Annotated in this window: 15 protein-coding genes and 11 tRNA genes; 23 read left to right on the plus strand and 3 right to left on the minus strand. The window is 35.7% G+C overall.

The window, feature by feature from the left end; genetic code table 11:
- The first annotated feature begins 13 nt into the window (after nucleotides 1–13).
- From BN1372_RS03395 to BN1372_RS03475, 17 genes are all read left to right on the plus strand, one after another.
- Nucleotides 14–89: transfer RNA gene (locus tag BN1372_RS03395), tRNA-Phe, on the plus strand.
- 5 nt (nucleotides 90–94) lie between these two features.
- Nucleotides 95–170: transfer RNA gene (locus BN1372_RS03400), tRNA-Thr, on the plus strand.
- Between the two features lie 56 nt (nucleotides 171–226).
- A tRNA-Tyr gene (locus tag BN1372_RS03405) sits at nucleotides 227–311 on the plus strand.
- Nucleotides 312–317: 6 nt separating this feature from the next.
- A tRNA-Trp gene (locus tag BN1372_RS03410) sits at nucleotides 318–391 on the plus strand.
- Nucleotides 392–399: 8 nt separating this feature from the next.
- Nucleotides 400–475, plus strand: a tRNA-His gene (locus BN1372_RS03415).
- Nucleotides 476–485: 10 nt separating this feature from the next.
- Nucleotides 486–560 (plus strand) — tRNA-Gln (locus BN1372_RS03420).
- A 5-nt stretch (nucleotides 561–565) separates the two neighbouring features.
- Nucleotides 566–640, plus strand: a tRNA-Gly gene (locus tag BN1372_RS03425).
- Nucleotides 641–648: 8 nt separating this feature from the next.
- Nucleotides 649–722: transfer RNA gene (locus BN1372_RS03430), tRNA-Cys, on the plus strand.
- A gap of 16 nt (nucleotides 723–738) precedes the next feature.
- Nucleotides 739–827 (plus strand) — tRNA-Leu (locus tag BN1372_RS03435).
- A 79-nt stretch (nucleotides 828–906) separates the two neighbouring features.
- A tRNA-Leu gene (locus tag BN1372_RS03440) sits at nucleotides 907–990 on the plus strand.
- 70 nt (nucleotides 991–1,060) lie between these two features.
- Nucleotides 1,061–1,134, plus strand: a tRNA-Gly gene (locus BN1372_RS03445).
- 103 nt (nucleotides 1,135–1,237) lie between these two features.
- Nucleotides 1,238–2,374, plus strand: coding sequence for a tRNA epoxyqueuosine(34) reductase QueG (gene queG / locus BN1372_RS03450; RefSeq protein WP_062197466.1), 1,137 nt, complete (start codon nucleotides 1,238–1,240; stop codon nucleotides 2,372–2,374).
- A gap of 43 nt (nucleotides 2,375–2,417) precedes the next feature.
- Nucleotides 2,418–3,287: an amidase domain-containing protein gene (locus BN1372_RS03455; RefSeq protein WP_062197467.1), complete on the plus strand. Its 870-nt coding sequence runs from the start codon at nucleotides 2,418–2,420 to the stop codon at nucleotides 3,285–3,287.
- A 100-nt stretch (nucleotides 3,288–3,387) separates the two neighbouring features.
- Nucleotides 3,388–3,861: a tRNA (uridine(34)/cytosine(34)/5-carboxymethylaminomethyluridine(34)-2'-O)-methyltransferase TrmL gene (gene trmL / locus BN1372_RS03460; RefSeq protein ID WP_062197468.1), complete on the plus strand. Its 474-nt coding sequence runs from the start codon at nucleotides 3,388–3,390 to the stop codon at nucleotides 3,859–3,861.
- Nucleotides 3,862–3,878: 17 nt separating this feature from the next.
- Complete coding sequence (locus BN1372_RS03465; protein WP_062197469.1) at nucleotides 3,879–4,727, plus strand: MTAP family purine nucleoside phosphorylase; 849 nt, start codon at nucleotides 3,879–3,881, stop codon at nucleotides 4,725–4,727.
- Between the two features lie 384 nt (nucleotides 4,728–5,111).
- Complete coding sequence (locus BN1372_RS03470) at nucleotides 5,112–5,435, plus strand: antibiotic biosynthesis monooxygenase family protein (protein WP_062197470.1); 324 nt, start codon at nucleotides 5,112–5,114, stop codon at nucleotides 5,433–5,435.
- Between the two features lie 54 nt (nucleotides 5,436–5,489).
- Entirely contained in the window at nucleotides 5,490–6,110 is a 621-nt protein-coding gene (locus BN1372_RS03475; protein WP_062197471.1) for a DUF5366 family protein, read from the plus strand.
- A 46-nt stretch (nucleotides 6,111–6,156) separates the two neighbouring features.
- Here the strand turns inward: BN1372_RS03475 and BN1372_RS03480 are convergent, their stop codons facing one another.
- Nucleotides 6,157–8,025 carry a transglycosylase domain-containing protein gene (locus tag BN1372_RS03480; protein WP_062197472.1) on the minus strand — a complete coding sequence of 623 codons (1,869 nt, stop codon included), beginning with the start codon at nucleotides 8,023–8,025 and terminating at the stop codon, nucleotides 6,157–6,159.
- 159 nt (nucleotides 8,026–8,184) lie between these two features.
- Here BN1372_RS03480 and BN1372_RS03485 point away from each other — a divergent pair, with 159 nt between their 5' ends.
- The 3 genes from BN1372_RS03485 to yhbH all read left to right on the plus strand — a co-directional run bounded on the left by BN1372_RS03485 (nucleotide 8,185) and on the right by yhbH (nucleotide 12,068).
- A complete protein-coding gene (locus BN1372_RS03485) occupies nucleotides 8,185–10,080 on the plus strand; it encodes a PrkA family serine protein kinase (RefSeq protein WP_062197473.1) in 1,896 nt (631 codons plus the stop codon).
- 127 nt (nucleotides 10,081–10,207) lie between these two features.
- On the plus strand, nucleotides 10,208–10,762 hold the full coding sequence (gene lepB, locus BN1372_RS03490; RefSeq protein WP_062197474.1) for a signal peptidase I: 555 nt from the start codon (nucleotides 10,208–10,210) through the stop codon (nucleotides 10,760–10,762).
- A 151-nt stretch (nucleotides 10,763–10,913) separates the two neighbouring features.
- Nucleotides 10,914–12,068: a sporulation protein YhbH gene (gene yhbH / locus BN1372_RS03495; RefSeq protein ID WP_062197475.1), complete on the plus strand. Its 1,155-nt coding sequence runs from the start codon at nucleotides 10,914–10,916 to the stop codon at nucleotides 12,066–12,068.
- Nucleotides 12,069–12,127: 59 nt separating this feature from the next.
- Here the strand turns inward: yhbH and BN1372_RS03500 are convergent, their stop codons facing one another.
- Entirely contained in the window at nucleotides 12,128–13,021 is an 894-nt protein-coding gene (locus tag BN1372_RS03500; protein ID WP_062197476.1) for a DMT family transporter, read from the minus strand.
- A 171-nt stretch (nucleotides 13,022–13,192) separates the two neighbouring features.
- On the opposite strand from BN1372_RS03500, the gene glpK reads away from it, so the two are divergent.
- Together glpK and BN1372_RS03510 are read left to right on the plus strand one after the other, a co-directional pair.
- Nucleotides 13,193–14,689, plus strand: coding sequence for a glycerol kinase GlpK (glpK, locus tag BN1372_RS03505; protein WP_062197477.1), 1,497 nt, complete (start codon nucleotides 13,193–13,195; stop codon nucleotides 14,687–14,689).
- 57 nt (nucleotides 14,690–14,746) lie between these two features.
- Nucleotides 14,747–16,417, plus strand: a complete 1,671-nt coding sequence (locus BN1372_RS03510) for a glycerol-3-phosphate dehydrogenase/oxidase (RefSeq protein WP_062197478.1) — start codon at nucleotides 14,747–14,749, stop codon at nucleotides 16,415–16,417.
- Nucleotides 16,418–16,443: 26 nt separating this feature from the next.
- Here BN1372_RS03510 and BN1372_RS03515 read toward each other — a convergent pair whose 3' ends face one another.
- Nucleotides 16,444–16,761, minus strand: a complete 318-nt coding sequence (locus tag BN1372_RS03515; RefSeq protein WP_062197479.1) for a winged helix-turn-helix transcriptional regulator — start codon at nucleotides 16,759–16,761, stop codon at nucleotides 16,444–16,446.
- Nucleotides 16,762–16,907: 146 nt separating this feature from the next.
- On the opposite strand from BN1372_RS03515, the gene BN1372_RS03520 reads away from it, so the two are divergent.
- On the plus strand, nucleotides 16,908–18,281 hold the full coding sequence (locus tag BN1372_RS03520; protein WP_062197480.1) for a SpoVR family protein: 1,374 nt from the start codon (nucleotides 16,908–16,910) through the stop codon (nucleotides 18,279–18,281).
- Nucleotides 18,282–18,367: the final 86 nt, after the last annotated feature.

The raw sequence follows: 18,367 nt of genomic DNA on the forward strand, positions 1-18,367 counted from the left end.
ACCGCCATTATTTGGCTCGATAGCTCAGTCGGTAGAGCAGAGGACTGAAAATCCTCGTGTCGGCGGTTCGATTCCGTCTCGAGCCACCATTTTTGCCGGTGTAGCTCAATTGGTAGAGCAACTGACTTGTAATCAGTAGGTTGGGGGTTCAAGTCCTCTTGCCGGCACCATTTTAAAAAAATATTGACATATAAGAGAATTTAAAGTATAATTTATATTGTCTTTTGGAGGGGTAGCGAAGTGGCTAAACGCGGCGGACTGTAAATCCGCTCCCTGAGGGTTCGGCGGTTCGAATCCGTCCCCCTCCACCATTTGATAGGGGCATAGTTTAACGGTAGAACAGAGGTCTCCAAAACCTCCAGTGTGGGTTCGATTCCTACTGCCCCTGCCAAAAAAATGGCGGTTATGGCGAAGTGGTTAACGCACCGGATTGTGGCTCCGGCACTCGTGGGTTCGATTCCCACTAATCGCCCCATTTAAGATATTGGGCTATAGCCAAGCGGTAAGGCAACGGACTTTGACTCCGTCATGCGTTGGTTCGAATCCAGCTAGCCCAACCATATTTGCGGAAGTAGTTCAGTGGTAGAACACCACCTTGCCAAGGTGGGGGTCGCGGGTTCAAATCCCGTCTTCCGCTCCAGAAACGATGGCGGCATAGCCAAGTGGTAAGGCAGAGGTCTGCAAAACCTTTATCACCGGTTCAAATCCGGTTGCCGCCTCCATCAAAATTCTTATAGTGCCGGGGTGGCGGAACTGGCAGACGCACAGGACTTAAAATCCTGCGGTAGGTAACTACCGTACCGGTTCGATTCCGGTCCTCGGCACCAATTCTACATTTAGTCTTTATGACTGGTTGTGCACACACAATCAGTTTTTTACTTCAAAAGTACGAATAAATACTTTTTTGCCTGAGTGGTGGAATGGCAGACACGCCGCACTCAAAATGCGGTGCCGCAAGGCGTGCCGGTTCAAGTCCGGCCTCAGGTACCAATAAAAAATAAAAAAGTGCTTGAAAATTGTCGATTAATGTAGTAAAATAAATAGTGTTGTTGCAAGTTATGCGGGTGTAGTTTAATGGTAAAACCTCAGCCTTCCAAGCTGATGTCGTGGGTTCGATTCCCATCACCCGCTCCATACATATGATACTAACGCAGTGTTTCGTTTCAAAAAGAACGAAGTGTTGCGTTTTTTTATTTTGTTTACGTGCATCCTATTAAAGTGCTAGGGGGAATATAAGATGCTCGATCTTCATCTTTTGAAAGAGGAAGTAAAAAGTTATGCAAAGTCTATTGGAATCGATAAAATACGTTTTACAACGGCAGCTCCTTTTGAAGAATTAAAAGAACGCTTATTAGAACAACAACGTTTACAATATCAATCAGGATTTGAAGAACAAGATATTGAAAAGCGTGTGAATCCTAGTAAACTACTCAAAGGTGCACAGTCCATTATTGCGATTGCTTTAGCTTATCCAACTAAAATGACAGAAAAGCCAAAGAATACAAAGGAAAATCGCCGAGGCATATTTTGCCGCGCTTCTTGGGGGATTGATTATCATCTCATTTTAAAAAATCGTCTTGAAAAATTAGAACAATTTCTTTTAGAAAAATTTCCAGAGGCGAGATGCTTATCGATGGTTGATACAGGGGCACTTAGTGATCGAGCTGTAGCTGAAAGAGCAGGCATTGGATTTAGCGGTAAAAATACATCTATTATTACTCCAGAGTTTGGATCTTATGTATACCTTGGTGAAATGATTACTACTATTCCATTTGCTCCAGACGATCCCATTTTAGATAGTTGTCTTGATTGTACAATATGTATAAATGCTTGCCCGACAGGAGCTATTATACAACCACACCAACTCGATTCTAACCGATGTATTGCATTTTTAACACAAACAAAAGAAATGCTGCCGGACCGATTTAGAAAGCACTTAGGAAATAGAATATACGGCTGTGACACATGTCAGCAAGTTTGCCCGAAAAATAAAGGAATCGACTTTCATTTTCATGAAGAGATGGAAGCAGAACCAGAAAAGGTAAAGCCATTGTTAAAACTTTTATTAACTATGTCAAATCGAGAATTTAAGGACACATTTGGTCATATGTCAGGTTCCTGGAGAGGGAAAAAGCCAATTCAACGAAATGCAATTATGGCATTAGCACATTACAAAGATGTTAGTGCTTTGCCATTGTTAAAAGAACTTTTACTGCATGATGTTCGTCCAGTCATAAGGGCAACAGCCGCATGGGCAATCGGAGAAATACAAGATGATAGCATGCGAACTGTACTAGAAGAAGCAAGAAAAAGTGAACAAGAAGAGATTGTCCAAACAGAGATAAACAATGCTTTTAAAAAGCTAACGACATAACTTTCCGTCTTCCCCTCTATATTAAAAATAGGGGGGATTTGTTATGTATTCATTATTAGAAGAAAGAAATCGTTGGCTACTCGGAACAACATCTAAACCGTTATCCATACATCAAGAAGAATATTTGGCACTAAGTCGAAAGAAACAAATGTGGAAATACCAACATAAACAACTTGTTAAAATTTTCACCAAAACGTTTGTGACAGGTATTCATCATTATGGAGAGGAAAAAATATTTTTTTACACTGCTTATCATCGTTACGTACTACGACATAAAAAGACAGAGCGATTTTGGATAGAAGAAAGATGTGAAAAACGAAAAAGGAAAATCAAAAATGGCATAATAGAAGATCGATTGTGGATACCAAAAGAAACAAATGAAAATAATGTACTCGATTTCACAAATAGCAGAAAAACAATTGATTATAGTTATAATCGAGTACTAGCAGTCCAATATGCAGAGCGTTGGTGGAATGATTATAACCCAGCTTATGTAAAGTTTGATGTAGATTGTACCAATTATATTTCTCAATGCTTATTTGCAGGTGGGGCTCCGATGACGGGCTTTTTTGACCGCAGGAAAGGCTGGTGGTATAAAGACCATCAATATAGTTATAGTTGGACGGTTGCACACTCTTTACGGTGGTATTTAGCTGGGTCTAGGACAGGATTACGTGCAAAAGAAGTTCAGTCGCCAAGAGCGCTTCAGTATGGCGATGTGATCTGTTATGATTTTAATGGTGATGGGCGTTTTGATCACACAACGATTGTGACAGGGAAAGATGATAATGGATATCCTCTTGTAAATGCGCATACTGTGAATAGTAGAATGCGTTATTATTCATATGAAGATTCATCCGCATGGACAGAAAAAATCAACTATAAATTTTTTCATATCCTGGATGGTTCATAAAGAAAGGTTCGGTCAGATTGAATAAATTCGTTTTCTTGGCAAGTAGGGCGGAAATGTTATAATAAAAAAGTACGGAATTTAGACTAGAGGTGAAAAATAGATGGGATTACACGTTGTATTATTCCAACCAGAAATTCCTGCTAATACAGGAAATATTGCAAGAACATGTGCAGCAACGAATACTGTACTACATTTAATTCGTCCGTTAGGATTTAGTACCGATGATAAAATGTTAAAACGAGCAGGTCTTGATTATTGGAAATTTGTCGATGTTCGTTATTATGATTCATTAGATGAGTTTTTGGCAACATATCCGGAAGAAAATTTTTATTTTATTACGAAATTTGGAAAACAATATTATCATGAATTTGATTTTAGTAATTCAAGCAAAGATTACTTCTTTATCTTTGGGAGGGAGACAAATGGCCTTCCTGATATAGTTCACAAGCGTTTTCCAAAGCGTTGTTTACGGATTCCAATGGCAGATGAAGTTCGAGCGTTAAACCTTTCTAATACAGCATGTATGCTTGTATATGAAGCTTTAAGACAACAAAAATTTCCAGGGATGAAATAATCGTAAGGAGTGATAACATGCCAAAAATTCCAAAAGTAGATTATGCAATAATTGGTGGATCAAGTACAAATTCTATTAATTTTCCGGAAGACTTAAATCGAGATGATGTTCAAGTATTAGAAACAGATTTAGTATTTGACACGCCATTTGGCGAAAGTCCCGCTTTTAAACTTGTTCAATTAGATGATAAAGTATTTTTAACATGTAAAATGCACGGATGGCGTCCGAACGTCGTTACTCGTGGTGTTGCAAGCCAACAAGTATTTTGGGTATTTAAAAAAGCAGAAGTTAAAAAAATATACGCTGAAGGTGGCGTAGGCAGTATTAATCATTTATTAGAATTACGTGATTTAGTTATTCCAAATGATTATATCGACCAATCTCAACGGATAGACGTTGGATTAGGTGGCCCTTATTTATTAGCAATGAGGGAAGCGATTTGTCCAACACAAGCTGACCATTTATACGAAGCAGCTAAAAAAGAAGTGTCTTCTTTAGGACGATATGTATTTAAACGTGGTATTTATGTAAATACAGATGGACGACATTTTGAAAGCCCTGCGGAAGTACAAGCGTATAAACAATGGGGCGGGGATGTTATTGGACAAAGTATCACACCTGAAGTATATTTAGCGCGAGAAATTGGTGCGTGTTATGCAGGTGTATACATGGTAGTGAACTATGCAGAAGGAATTAGAAAAGACTGGGAGCATAAAGATTTATCTGATATTTTTTATAAAGAATCTCATCGCATTGGAAATATTTTATTAAACGCCTTAAAAGAAACGACGGTCGATCAAACGACATGTAATTGTTGTTCCCTACGAACAAAAACATTATTAACCCATGATGGGGAAGAAGACTAAACAAAAAGCCCTTGGTTGCTATAAAATGTACCCTATAAGATGGACACTTTGAAAAAAGTCCTTCTTGTAGGGTATTTTTGTAGATAAAAAGAGCTGCTGACATTGTCAACAGCTATCCGCTAAGCAACCTTATTTGTTACCACTTGGACGTTCGTTGTATCCAGCAGTAAAAATAGCAGTTAAGAAAGAAATAACTACGAGTAAAATTAATGCAAGTGACATTTGATTCTCCCCCTTTTTGCAAAAATTGCTCCATCTATATTATAGACTAAGTAGAATGATAAAGAAAAGTAAAATCCTATGTTTTCGTTGCTCTAGAAGTATGCTATTTTTATATTAACGTGTATAATAAGAACAAATCTTGTCAAAAGGAGGAATTCCGCTATGTATGTAGTGATGAATGAATTGTATCTTCCAAATAAGGAAGCAAAAGATATGATGATTAAGCGTTTTGGGAATAGTGCAGAAAATATGAAAAAAATTAAAGGTTGCCTTGAGTTTTTGTTTTTAAATAATGAGAACGAAGATGGAAAACAAATCGTCTTTACTAAGTGGAAAACAAAAGAAGATTACGAAGCATGGGTAAATAGCGAAGCTTTCCGCAGAGCGCATTCTTCTTCTAATCAAGAAGAAAAACCGAGGGAAGAAACAAAAGAATCCAGTGCTTCTAATCAATTGCATGCATACGAAGTCATCTATCATACATAATCTAGAATACAACGTATCTTTGCAAGAAAGAATTAGAAGAAAGGGCGTATATTTTTGGCAAACACATTAAAAGAAACAAGAACAAGTCAAAACGAAGAGAAAAGACCATTTTTAAAATTTGATAATGTTCATACATTTAGTTATTTTCCATTTTTTGTTGTTTTATTATTTAGTATTGCCTTTGCATTAAATTTACGTGTGTTGGCAACGAAAGAACTAAAAGATGCAGCACTTTATGAAGGTATTATTGAAATTATGCCAGAGCAAAAGTTTCAAAGTCTTCTTTTAGTAGGATTACTTCTTGTATTATTTATGGTATTTTCTATGTTAAAATTACTTGGGGAAACGTCGTTACGATTATCGCTCCTTCTTTTTGCTAAAGATCAAACAGGATATACGATTCAACGAATGCAATCAGGATTTTGGGTTTTACTCGCTGGAGGAGTAGTAGCAACTTTATTGTTTAAATCTACCGTTTTTGTTTTGTTAGTATTTATTCTTACTGTTATTTTGTATTTTGTCTTTTATATTTTTCAACTAAGCGATGATTTGAGCATGGGTTCATTAGTTGGTATTATTTTGTTTAATACATTATTTTGGACAACATTCTTTTTGCTAGCTTTTTATTTTGTGATAAAGACGTATAATCAAGTATTAAATATGGTCATTTCTTAAGAGAAAACGAGTCGTACCTTAAAGGCACGACTCGTTTTTCCTTTTTTTACTTTTCTGCAACGAGAGGTTGCATGACATTTCTCCACATATTTAATTTTGTTTGTTCATAAGACTGAACGGAAGTATGCTTATTTTTTCCACCAATCCACACGCCGGTTGTGTAACGGTCTGTTAGTCCAACAAACCAAACATCACGATAATTATTGGTTGTTCCTGTTTTTCCACCAATATATCCACCACCCATCCCTAGTCCTTTTGCTGTTCCACTTTGGACAACTGCGGTCAACATTTCGCGCATTTTATCGTTTGTTGATTTCGTCCATACTTCTACAGGTTCATCTTTCCATTCATATATTGGATGACCTGTTTCGTCTGTTACACGAATAATTGCCCGTGAAGGTGTCCATTGCCCATTATTGCCAAACGTAGTATAAGCGCTGGTTAGTTCCAATGGTGTTACTTCAAACGAACCTAATGCGGTAGAGAGATCCGTACGATGACTTTCTTTTACTCCTTTAAATTGGAATTTATCCACATAGGAGAACCCTCGTGGTACGCCAATTTCATCTAATAAACGAACGGCAGGCGTATTATGGGAATATTTAAAGGCGTCAATCATCGGAACCATCCCGTATTCTTTTTTCCCGTAGTTACTAGGTGAATAAATGCCTTTTTTGAAATTATTTGCATTTACTGTAGTAGTAATAGGCACCTTTTTTTCATTTAAATAAGGACCATAAACAAGTAACGGCTTTATAGCAGAACCGGGTTGTCGATATGCTTGAAAGGCGTTATTAAATTCAAATAGCGTTGGATTTTTTCCACCTGATAATGCCAAAATTTGATGGGTTTGATGGTCAATGACAACCATCGATGCCAGTGCTCCACCATACGTGGAATTATTGATAGTTCGTGTCACTCGTTCTTGAACCGTTGGATGTAACGCTGTTTCAATTTTTACTCCTTGTTCAAATAATAAAGAGTGTACGCGATTTTTTAATTCGGTTTTAATTGTTTCTTCTTCTTGCGGAGCTTTTGCATTTTTTAAACGTTCGTCAAATCCTTCTGCTTGAGAGATTAGTTGTTCAAATTCATGGTGAATGTACGTAACATAGTCAGGAAAATGCACTTCAGGTTCTGTCACATTTAAGACGATTTCTTCATTTAACGCTTCATTATACTGTTCTTCTGTAATGAAATCTAACTTCCGCATTTTTTGTAAAATAGTTTGTTGTCTTTTTTTCGTATTATCATATTTCGTAATCGGATCAAAGAGTGTTGGATTGTTTGGGATAGCAGCTAAAAAGGCAGACTCGGCATAACTTAATTCATTGACATGCTTATTGAAATAATATTGACTTGCTGTTTCAATCCCGTATACGCGATTATGAAAATAAATAGCATTTGCGTAAAATTCAAAGATTTCATCTTTCGAATATTTTTTCTCCAGTTTATAACTCATCAATAATTCTGTTACCTTCCGTTTATACGTTCTATCTTGAGATAAATAAACATTACGGACAAGTTGTTGGGTAATCGTACTTCCGCCTTCTTTTACATCATTTGATTGTGCATTTACTACTGCTGCACGAGTAATGCCGCGAATGTCAAAACCTTTATGTTCGTAAAAACGTTGATCCTCTGCTGCGATAAATGTATTGACAACTCCCTTTGGAATTTCTTCTAAAGGTACATATTTTCGATTTTCTGGCCCGTATACTTCAGAGATTTGATTGCCAAACCTATCATAAATAAAACTGTTTCGTTTCAAGACAATACTGTTAATTTGAATCTTTTGGTCAATAACGTCTGAAACACTTTCGATACTTTTAACTTCGTTATCCACCTTGTAAAGGGTAAAACCAGTTAAAAAAGTAAAAGTTAAAATAAAAAGAATTCCAATTGTTTGTCTCATTCCCCACACTCGCTTTTTTAGAGTTTTCTATAATGTATTTTAACATCAAATTGAAAATGAATGGATATTTTTCAATAATAAAATGTATTTTATCGATTGTCTGGCATATTATCTACTAATTAGCACTTTAGAAATTCCTTGCGTGGGAGGGGTGTCTTCATGAATTTTATTGAAAAATTACAGAATCATCGTATACTACAGAATGAATTAAAATGGGAAGGAACATTTGCAGAGTATTTAGCACTTTTAAAGAAAAAACCCTCAATTGCTCAAACAGCTCATTCAAGAATTTATCATATGATTAAAGACGCTGGAATCGAAGAAAAAGATTCAAAAAAAGTATATCATTTTTTTAATCAAGAAATTTTTGGATTAGATGATGCGGTAGAAAGATTAGTAGAAGAATACTTTCATCCAGCAGCAAAGCGACTGGATGTAAGAAAACGGATTTTATTATTAATGGGACCAGTTAGTGGCGGGAAGTCCACGATTGTCCATATGTTAAAACGTGGATTGGAAAAATACTCTTATACGGATGAAGGAGCAGTGTATGCCATTAAAGACTGTCCGATGGCGGAAGACCCGCTACATTTAATACCAGAACATTTACGGGACGATTTTTACAAGGAATATGGGATTCGTATTGAAGGAAGTTTATCACCATTAAATACGATGAGATTAGAAGAAGAATATCATGGTAAAATTGAAAATGTGTTAGTGGAACGAATTTTTTTCTCCGAAGATAAACGAGTTGGAATCGGTACCTTTAGCCCTTCCGATCCCAAAAGTCAAGACATTGCAGATTTAACAGGAAGTATTGATTTTTCGACGATTGCAACGTACGGTTCCGAATCAGATCCACGGGCATATCGGTTTGATGGGGAATTAAATAAAGCGAACCGAGGTATTATGGAATTTCAAGAAATGTTAAAATGCGATGAAAAGTTTTTATGGCACTTGCTTTCTTTAACACAGGAAGGAAATTTTAAAGCAGGCCGCTTTGCGCTCATTAGTGCAGATGAACTCATAATCGCCCATACAAATGAAACGGAGTATCGTTCGTTTATCGCCAATAAGAAAAATGAAGCACTGCATTCACGGATGATTGTTATGCCAATACCGTATAACTTAAAAGTTAGCGAAGAAGAAAAAATTTACCGAAAGATGATTTTAGAAAGTGAATTAAAAGATATTCATATCGCTCCGCATACATTAAAAATAGCTGCGGTGTTTACGATATTAACACGTTTAAAAGAATCGAAAAAACATACGATTGATTTAGTGAAAAAAATGCGTCTATACGACGGGGAAATAGTAGAAGGATTTTCTCGGCATGATTTAGAAGAATTAAAACAGGAATTCCCAGATGAAGGGATGCAAGGCATTGACCCTCGTTATGTCATTAATCGAATTTCTTCTAGTATTATTCGGAAAGAAGTAAACTCCATCAATGCTTTAGATGTGCTTCGTTCCTTAAAAGAAGGGTTAGACCAACATCCTTCGATTACGAAAGAAAATAAAGAGAAGTACTTACAATTTATTTCGGTTGCAAGAAAAGAATATGATGATATTGCTAAAAAAGAAGTGCAGAAAGCATTTGTGTATTCATACGAAGAATCAGCTCGCACATTAATGGATAATTATTTAGATAATGTAGAAGCGTATTGTAATAAAAATAGGTTACGTGATCCTATTACAGGAGAAGAAATGCATCCAGATGAAAAATTAATGCGCTCGATTGAAGAGCAAATTGGTGTGTCTGAAAATGCAAAAAAAGCATTTCGAGAAGAATTGCTTATTCGTATTTCCTCCTTTGCGAGAAAAGGGAAAAAATTCGACTATCGTTCCCACGAACGTTTAAAAGAAGCGATTCAGAAAAAACTATTTGTTGATTTAAAAGATATCGTCAAAATTACGACTTCGACCAAAACACCGAATGAAGAACAATTAAAGAAAATGAATGAAGTCACAAAAACATTAATTGATGAATATGGATATAATTCTGTTTCAGCAAACGAATTATTACAATATGTTGGTAGTTTATTAAACAGATAAAAAGAATTATACTTTTGAAAATAGAAAGAAAGGGTATAATGAATTACAGTACCATATCGATAAAATAGAAGAAAAAATCGAGATATATCGATAGGTAGGGAATAAAATTTAAAGTGGGGGCATAAAGATGTCGAATACATTTACAAAAGAAGTATTAGATTGGATTAAAGCTATTGTTATTGCCATTATAATCGTTGTTATTATTAAAGCATTTTTCTTCCAAAGTTATCTTGTATTTGGAGAATCCATGCACCCTACTGTGGAACCAGGGGATAAATTAATTATTAATAAAATTATTTATCGGATGGATGATATCGAACGTTTTGATTTAATCGTTTTTCATGCAAATAAAGAAGAAGATTATATTAAGCGTGTAATCGGACTACCTGGGGATACAATCGAGTATCGGGATGATACGTTATATATAAATGGTAAACCGGTAGAAGAAAAGTATTTAACGCAAAACAAAGAAGCGGTCGATGATGGCCCGTTAACGGAAAATTTTACGCTTCTTGAGAAAACAGGATACAATGAAGTGCCAGAAGATTATTTATTTGTAATGGGAGATAATCGACGAAAAAGTTCCGATAGTCGTCATTTTGGACTTGTTCCGACAGATCAAGTAGTCGGAAAGGCGTCGCTTCGTTATACTCCTTTAAAAGAAGCAGGTACATTACAATAAAGAAATCTTACTGTCTGTTCATGATGGATAAACATAGTTGGAAAAGTCATAGACGTACAAACATACGATATGGCTTTTTTTCTATTTTGTAAAGTTGTACTTCTCTTTTATCTTTTGCATATGATAGATAAAAAGGAATGAGGGGGTAATTATGAATCCAAATCATTCGCCGTTTTATCTTGTGAGCGAAGAAAATTGGTCGCTACATCGTAAAGGAGAACTGGATAAAAAACGTCATGAGAAAAAAGTAAAAGATGCGATTAAAGATCAGTTACCGAATATTTTGAGTGATGAAAGTTTAATTTTATCCGATGGAAAAGAAGTGATTAAAATTCCAATTCGGTCTCTAGAGGAATATAAAATAAGGTACAATTTTGATAAACAAAAACATGTTGGGCAAGGGGATGGAGATGCCCAATCTGGAGATATTATTGCAACAGATGGAAAGAAAGAACCAGGTAAAGGAAAAGGTGCAGGAAACGAAAAAGGAATGGATTATTATGAAGTAGAAGTGACGTTAGAAGAAATTGAAGAAACACTTTTTCGTGAATTAGAGCTCCCACATTTAGAAGAAAGAGAAAATGATTTAATTATAACAAACGTCGAGTTTAATGATATTAGAAAAAGTGGATTAATGGGTAATATTGATAAAAAGAAAACAATTTTAGCTGCAATGAAACGAAATTTGTTGTACGGAACACCTAGTATCCATCCAATTTTACAAGAAGATCTACGATTTAAAACATGGAACGAAGAAGAAAAAATGAAATCTAGTGCAGTTATCCTTGCGATGATGGATACGAGTGGGTCCATGGGGAATTTTGAAAAGTATGTTGCACGAAGTTTTTTCTTTTGGATGAATCGTTTTTTACAGTCTAAATATGATGATGTACAAGTAGAATTTATTGCACATCATACAGAGGCAAAAGTAGTAACGAGAGAAGAGTTTTTTAGTAAGGGAGAGAGCGGGGGAACGATTTGTTCTTCTGCTTATCAAAAGGCACTAGAATTAATCGATAAAAAATATCCACCATCTCGTTATAATATTTATCCTTTTCATTTTTCAGATGGGGATAACTTATCGAGTGACAATGAGCGTTGTGTAACGTTGCTTCACCGTCTATTAGAACAGTCCAACATGTTTGGATACGGGGAAGTCAATCAATATTATCGACAATCTTCGTTAATGAGTGTGTTTGGGCAAATTAAGCATGAACGATTTTATCATTATATTGTCAAACAAAAAAAAGATATATATACAGCGTTAAAAACATTTTTTGAAAAAAAACAGACATCTGTTTTTTAACCAAAAACCGATTGGCTATTAATCGATAGTACCCAATCGGTTTTTTCGTTAAAATGTTGTTAATTGGTCGTTTTTCGGGAAAAGGAAGATAGAATCACTCCTAAAATTACTAACGTACCGCCAATGACTTGCGCTAAAATCAATTTTTCATGTAAAAATAATACCGCGAAAATCGTGGCGAAAACAGGAATTAAATTTAAAAATGGTGCAGCTTTTCCAGGACCAATGTGAATGACAGCTTTATTCCAACATAAAAAAGCGACAATTGATGCAAAAATTCCAATATATAAAACTCCTAAAATACTAAACCAATTCAATGTATAAGTAGCAGCACCCATATACTCATATCCAGCGAATGGAACTAGTAGGATGATTCCGATAATAATTGTTAATAAAAAGCTTCCGTATTGCGGGAAAATCCCACCATATTTTTTTATTAATATTGAATAAATCGCCCAAGTTGCTACCGCAAATAACATCCACAGCTCTCCTTTATGAAAGCTGAACGAGACAATAGTGGACAGATTACCGCGACTAATAATCCAAAGAACCCCAATTAAAGAAAGAACAATTCCACTAATTTGTTGCCAAGATAATTTTTCTCGTAAAAAAAGAAACGATAAAATCATAATCATAATTGGTGTACTCGAATTAATGAGGGAAGCATTAATACTCGTTGTGTAGTGCACGGCAATATAGACGAGCGTATTAAACATCGCAATTCCTGTTAATGCCATAAAAAAAATTGCGATGCGGTGTTTTTTCCAAAGGGAACGATTATTTTTTAATTCTTTGAAACCAAATGGAAGCAGAACGAAGAATGCAACAATCCATCGAAAGAGTGCTAAAGCAAAAGGGGGAAGTGTGTCAACGAAGCCACGACCGATGACAAAATTTCCTCCCCATAGAGCGGTAGCAGTCACAAGTAAAATAAAGCCAGTTATCCGATTCATAATATTCCTTTCCTAACATAATTTTTCTTTCTATTCTAACAATCAACAAAAAGGATGACAAATAAGAATTTTGTAAAACATGGTATGATAATAGCAATAAAGAAATCTAGTTTAGAAAAGAATGACTCATGTTTGAGAGAAAAATCGGGTAAAAAAAAGGATGGGCGGAGTATGAGCGAACATTATATTTTAGCTATTGACCAAGGTACTACTAGTTCTCGAGCTATTTTATTTGACCATAGTGGCAACATAAAACACGTTGCCCAAAAAGAATTTACGCAGTATTTTCCCAAACCAGGTTGGGTAGAACATGATCCGATGGAAATCTGGGGGACGGTTTTAGCTGTCATTGCAGAAGTATTGTCTACTTCGAATACAACAGCTAGTCAAATCGCTGCAATCGGTATTACGAATCAACGTGAAACGACAGTCGTTTGGGATAAGAAAACAGGGTTACCGATTTATCATGCAATTGTTTGGCAGTCGAGACAAACAGAAGACATTTGTAGCCAATTAAAAGAGGCGGGATTTGATGAAGTAGTTCGTGAAAAAACAGGACTTTTACTTGACCCTTATTTTTCAGGTACAAAATTAAAATGGATCTTAGATCATGTAGAGAATGCACGCGAACGGGCGGAAAGCGGAGAGTTATTATTCGGTACAATTGATACATGGATTGTTTGGAAATTATCAGGTGGTAAAGCGCATGTGACGGATTTTTCCAATGCATCGAGAACGCTACTTTTAAATATTCATACGTTACAGTGGGATGAGGAACTATTAAACATATTTGATGTTCCGAAGGCATTGCTTCCGGAGGTTTTACCTTCTTCCTACGTTTATACTTCTACGAGCAAGGAGCATTTTTTTGGGGAATCTATCCCGATTGCTGGTATCGCTGGCGATCAACAAGCTGCGTTGTTTGGCCAAGCTTGTTTTGAAGAAGGAATGGCTAAAAATACGTACGGAACAGGTTGTTTCATGTTAATGAATACAGGCGAAAAAATTGTTCGTTCTAAAAATGGATTGTTAACAACTATCGCTTGGGGGATTGATGGGAAGGTAGAATATGCGTTAGAAGGAAGTATCTTTGTAGCTGGTAGTGCGGTTCAATGGTTACGTGATGGGTTACGCATTATAAAAGAAAGTAAAGATAGTGAAAAATATGCTTCGCAAGTAGATTCTACTGATGGTGTGTACGTCGTTCCTGCTTTTGTTGGACTAGGAACACCTTATTGGAATCCAAATGTGCGCGGGGCTGTCTTTGGTTTAACAAGGGGGACGCAAAAAGAACATTTTATTCGCGCTACACTTGAAGCGCTTGCGTATCAAACGAAAGATGTTGTAGACGCTATGATGGCAGATTCTAATATTCCGTTACGGAAACTTCGAGTAGATGGTGGAGTAGTGAAAAATAATTTTTTAATGCAGTTTCAATCGGATATTTTAAATGTTCCTGTAGAGCGCTCTGCGATTAATGAAACAACGGCATTAGGTGCTGCATATCTTGCTGGTTTAGCGGTGAAGTATTGGGATAGTCGACAAGAAATTAGTGAACAATGGAATGTAGAAAAAAATTTTTACGTTCAAATGGATGATAAGACGAGAGAGAAGTTGTACAATGGATGGAAAAAGGCTGTATTAGCAGCAATTACATTTAGTGAGTAAACAGTTTTTCATGGGGGATAAATTTTGTGAAATGTGATTTCACTGGGAGTGGTAACGGTGGCGCAAGCTTTTTCTAGTATTCAACGATCACGATATATTCAACAGTTAAAAAGTAATTACTATGATGTGTTAATTATTGGTGGAGGAGTAACAGGGGCAGGTATTTTATTAGATGCCACATCTCGAGGAATGAAGGTAGCACTTATTGAACAAAATGATTTTGCTTTTGGAACAAGCAGTCGGTCCACAAAGTTAATTCATGGAGGCCTTCGTTATTTAAAACAATTAGAAATGAAATTAGTGGCAGAAGTTGGACGTGAACGAGCGATTGTATATGAAAATGCTCCGCACGTAACAACGCCGATTTCGATGTTACTGCCTGTTTATGCGAATAGTCCATTTGCCAAACAAGCTCTTTCTCTCGGATTAAAAATGTATGATTCTTTAGCAAATGTGAAGCGGCAAGAGCGAAGAAAGATGTTAACCGTTAAAGGAACGTTAAACAAAGAACCGTTGTTAAAAGAAAGCCAGTTAAAAGGTAGTGGATTATATACAGAATATCAAACAGATGATGCTCGTTTAACAGTAGAAATTATCAAAAAAGCAGGAGAATTAGGTGCAACTGCGTTGAATTATGTAGAAGCAGCGGAATTTCTATACGATGAAAACAAACAAGTATCAGGTGTGCAAGCAGTTTGTTTAGAAACTGGGCAATCATTTTCTATTCAAGCAAAGAAAGTGGTTAATGCTACTGGTCCATGGGTAGATACGATGATGAAAAAAGATAATGAGCATCACGAACCGGTGTTAGTATTAACAAAAGGTATTCATATTGTTGTAGATTATACGAAATTTCCAATCGGGCAAGCCATTTATTTCCAAGCAATCGATGGACGGATGATTTTTGCGATTCCTTTTCAAGATGTCGTGTATATCGGGACAACCGATACATTTTATAATGGAGATCTTTCAGAAGTAGTAGCAACTAAAAAAGAATGTTTATATTTACTAGAGTCTATGATGTATATGTTTCCCAAAGTTTCGCTAACATTAAAGGACATTATTTCTAGTTGGGCAGGGGTTCGACCGTTAATTAAAGGCGATAAAAAGGAAGTAGCCGGTGAAATTTCTAGAAAGGATGAACTTTTTATTTCTGATTCACAATTAATTACGATTGCTGGTGGTAAATTAACGGGATATCGGAAAATGGCAGACCGAGTTGTCAATCTTATTGTTGAACAATTTATGAAAGAAGGCTATCAGAACTTCGGGAAATGTCAAACGGAAAAATTACCGTTAGCTGGTGGAGATATTGGAGGAAGTGAGCATTTCCAATCATATATCCAAGAAAAGCATCAAGTAGCGAAAAAGCTAGGGATGAGTGATGATGCATTTTTTCGACTTATTCATCGATATGGAAGTAATATCGATTCGCTTTTTCGACGCTATGAATATATAAGTGAAGAAAGCATCTTTTACGATATTCCAGCCGATATTTTTGTGGAATTTGTATATGGATTGGAAGAAGAGATGGTTACAAGAATAGATGATTTTCTTATCCGCAGAACGAGTGCTCTTTCTTTTTATCCATCCTTTTATGAATGTTATAAAGAGGGACTGCTTACTTATATGGCTCATCGTTTTCATTGGGATGAAGAAAAAAGAAAAACAGAAGCAGCTCGTTTATTACGTATCTCACAACAAAAAAAATATCCATTCGAATGCTAAAAGCACGAAAGAATTCTTTCGTGCTTTTAGCATGAATGGACCCACTTTTCAGCCCATTTCTGAATTTCATCGAGCGCAGGTTCAAGCGCCTTTCCTTTTTCGGTAATTTCATATTCAATTCGTACCGGTGTTTCCGGATACACATTACGCGTAATAATGCCTTCTTTTTCTAAACTTTTTAATCGATTGACAAGCATTTTATCGCTCATTCCGGGAATAACATCGGAAATATCTTTAAATCGTTTTGGACCAGATAATAAGACACGAATAATGAGTCCTGTCCAACGTTTTCCTAGCATTTCAAATGCAGATTCAAATCGTGGACATAAATGGAATTCTTCCATTTTCATCACTCCTCCATTTTATAATAGCACAATTACTTAATAAAAGTAAGTTACTGCATTCAAAGGTATTTACCGTCAAGAAAGATAATCGTTCATCATAAAGAGAATTGTTCATATATATAAAGTAAAAAATATAGGAGGCGAATATGGCCAATCATCATAAAGAACTTGAACGAGCGATTCATGATATTACAGAAGTAGCTACTGGATTTGGATTGGATTTTTTCCCGATGCGGTATGAAATTTGTCCAGCAGAAATTATTTATACGTTCGGTGCATACGGTATGCCAACACGATTTTCTCATTGGAGTTTTGGAAAACACTTTCATAAAATGAAACTTCATTATGATTTAGGGTTGAGTAAAATTTATGAACTTGTCATTAATTCTGATCCTTGTTATGCCTTTTTATTAAATACGAATACGCTAGTCCAAAATAAAATGATTGTGGCCCATGTGTTAGCTCATTCGGACTTTTTTAAAAATAATACAAGGTTTATGCATACGAATCGAAAAATGATGGACACGATGAGCCAAGCAGCAGAACGAATTTATGCATATGAAAGTAAGTATGGAAAAGATAAGGTAGAACAATTTTTAGATGCGGTATTAGCTTTACAAGAACATATTGACCCATCATTAATAAAAGCAGAAGAAAAAATCATCGAAACAGCTATTTCGAAAAACAGACAATACGAAGACTTATGGTCATTAGATAAGAAGGAAGAAACGAAAAAAGAATCGACAACACCTTTAAATGAAAAAGATATCTTGTTTTTTATTTGTGAGAACGGCAGACATTTAGAAGAATGGGAAAAAGACATTATTTCGATTGTCCGGGAAGAAATGTTATATTTTTGGCCACAATTAGAAACGAAAATCATGAATGAAGGTTGGGCAACGTATTGGCATATCCGAATTATGCGGGAGTTGGAATTGACAGAAAAAGAAACGATTGAGTTTGCTAAATTAAATGCAGACATTACTCGTCCGAATGAAACGGGAATTAATCCTTATTATGTCGGATTACGTTTATTTGAATCCATTGAACGACGTTATAATGAACCGACAGAAGAAATGAAAAAAAGTGGCGTTCAACCGATGAGCGGACGACAAAAATTATTCGAAGTTCGGGAATTAGAAAGCGATCTATCTTTTCTTCGTAATTACGTTACAAAAGAATTTATTCAAGATGAAAATTTATATACGTTTCAACATAAAAATGACGTTTATGAAATTACAGATGATACTTGGGAAATCATCCGAGACACATTTGTTCAATCAAGAGTAAATGGGGGATTTCCATATATAACGATTACAGATGGTGATTACGGAAGAAATGGAGAGCTTTATTTAAATCATCATTTTGAAGGTACAGAACTAGATTTTCATTATTTAGAAAAAGTATTACCGTATCTTTACCGCCTTTGGGGACGATCGGTTCACTTAGAAACCGTGAGTGCTCAACGAACAATTTTATTTTCGTATGATGGAAAAACAGTGTACCGAAAATATGTATAGCAGACAATGTATATGTCTGCTATACTACTTAATAATTATCTATTTACATTTTTAGTAAGTTTTTCGTCACGCATACCGATAAGCTT

Source organism: Massilibacterium senegalense (assembly GCF_001375675.1).
Taxonomy (GTDB): Bacteria; Bacillota; Bacilli; order Bacillales; family Massilibacteriaceae; genus Massilibacterium; species Massilibacterium senegalense.

What these genes read in the sequence shown, in the direction of transcription:
- queG (WP_062197466.1), top strand. Translation starts at nt 1,238, where the DNA reads ATGCTCGATCTTCATCTTTTGAAAGAGGAAGTAAAAAGTTATGCAAAG.
- BN1372_RS03455 (WP_062197467.1), top strand. Translation starts at nt 2,418, where the DNA reads ATGTATTCATTATTAGAAGAAAGAAATCGTTGGCTACTCGGAACAACA.
- trmL (WP_062197468.1), top strand. Translation starts at nt 3,388, where the DNA reads ATGGGATTACACGTTGTATTATTCCAACCAGAAATTCCTGCTAATACA.
- BN1372_RS03465 (WP_062197469.1), top strand. Translation starts at nt 3,879, where the DNA reads ATGCCAAAAATTCCAAAAGTAGATTATGCAATAATTGGTGGATCAAGT.
- BN1372_RS03470 (WP_062197470.1), top strand. Translation starts at nt 5,112, where the DNA reads ATGTATGTAGTGATGAATGAATTGTATCTTCCAAATAAGGAAGCAAAA.
- BN1372_RS03480 (WP_062197472.1), bottom strand. Translation starts at nt 8,025, where the DNA reads ATGAGACAAACAATTGGAATTCTTTTTATTTTAACTTTTACTTTTTTA.
- BN1372_RS03485 (WP_062197473.1), top strand. Translation starts at nt 8,185, where the DNA reads ATGAATTTTATTGAAAAATTACAGAATCATCGTATACTACAGAATGAA.
- lepB (WP_062197474.1), top strand. Translation starts at nt 10,208, where the DNA reads ATGTCGAATACATTTACAAAAGAAGTATTAGATTGGATTAAAGCTATT.
- yhbH (WP_062197475.1), top strand. Translation starts at nt 10,914, where the DNA reads ATGAATCCAAATCATTCGCCGTTTTATCTTGTGAGCGAAGAAAATTGG.
- BN1372_RS03500 (WP_062197476.1), bottom strand. Translation starts at nt 13,021, where the DNA reads ATGAATCGGATAACTGGCTTTATTTTACTTGTGACTGCTACCGCTCTA.
- glpK (WP_062197477.1), top strand. Translation starts at nt 13,193, where the DNA reads ATGAGCGAACATTATATTTTAGCTATTGACCAAGGTACTACTAGTTCT.
- BN1372_RS03515 (WP_062197479.1), bottom strand. Translation starts at nt 16,761, where the DNA reads ATGGAAGAATTCCATTTATGTCCACGATTTGAATCTGCATTTGAAATG.
- BN1372_RS03520 (WP_062197480.1), top strand. Translation starts at nt 16,908, where the DNA reads ATGGCCAATCATCATAAAGAACTTGAACGAGCGATTCATGATATTACA.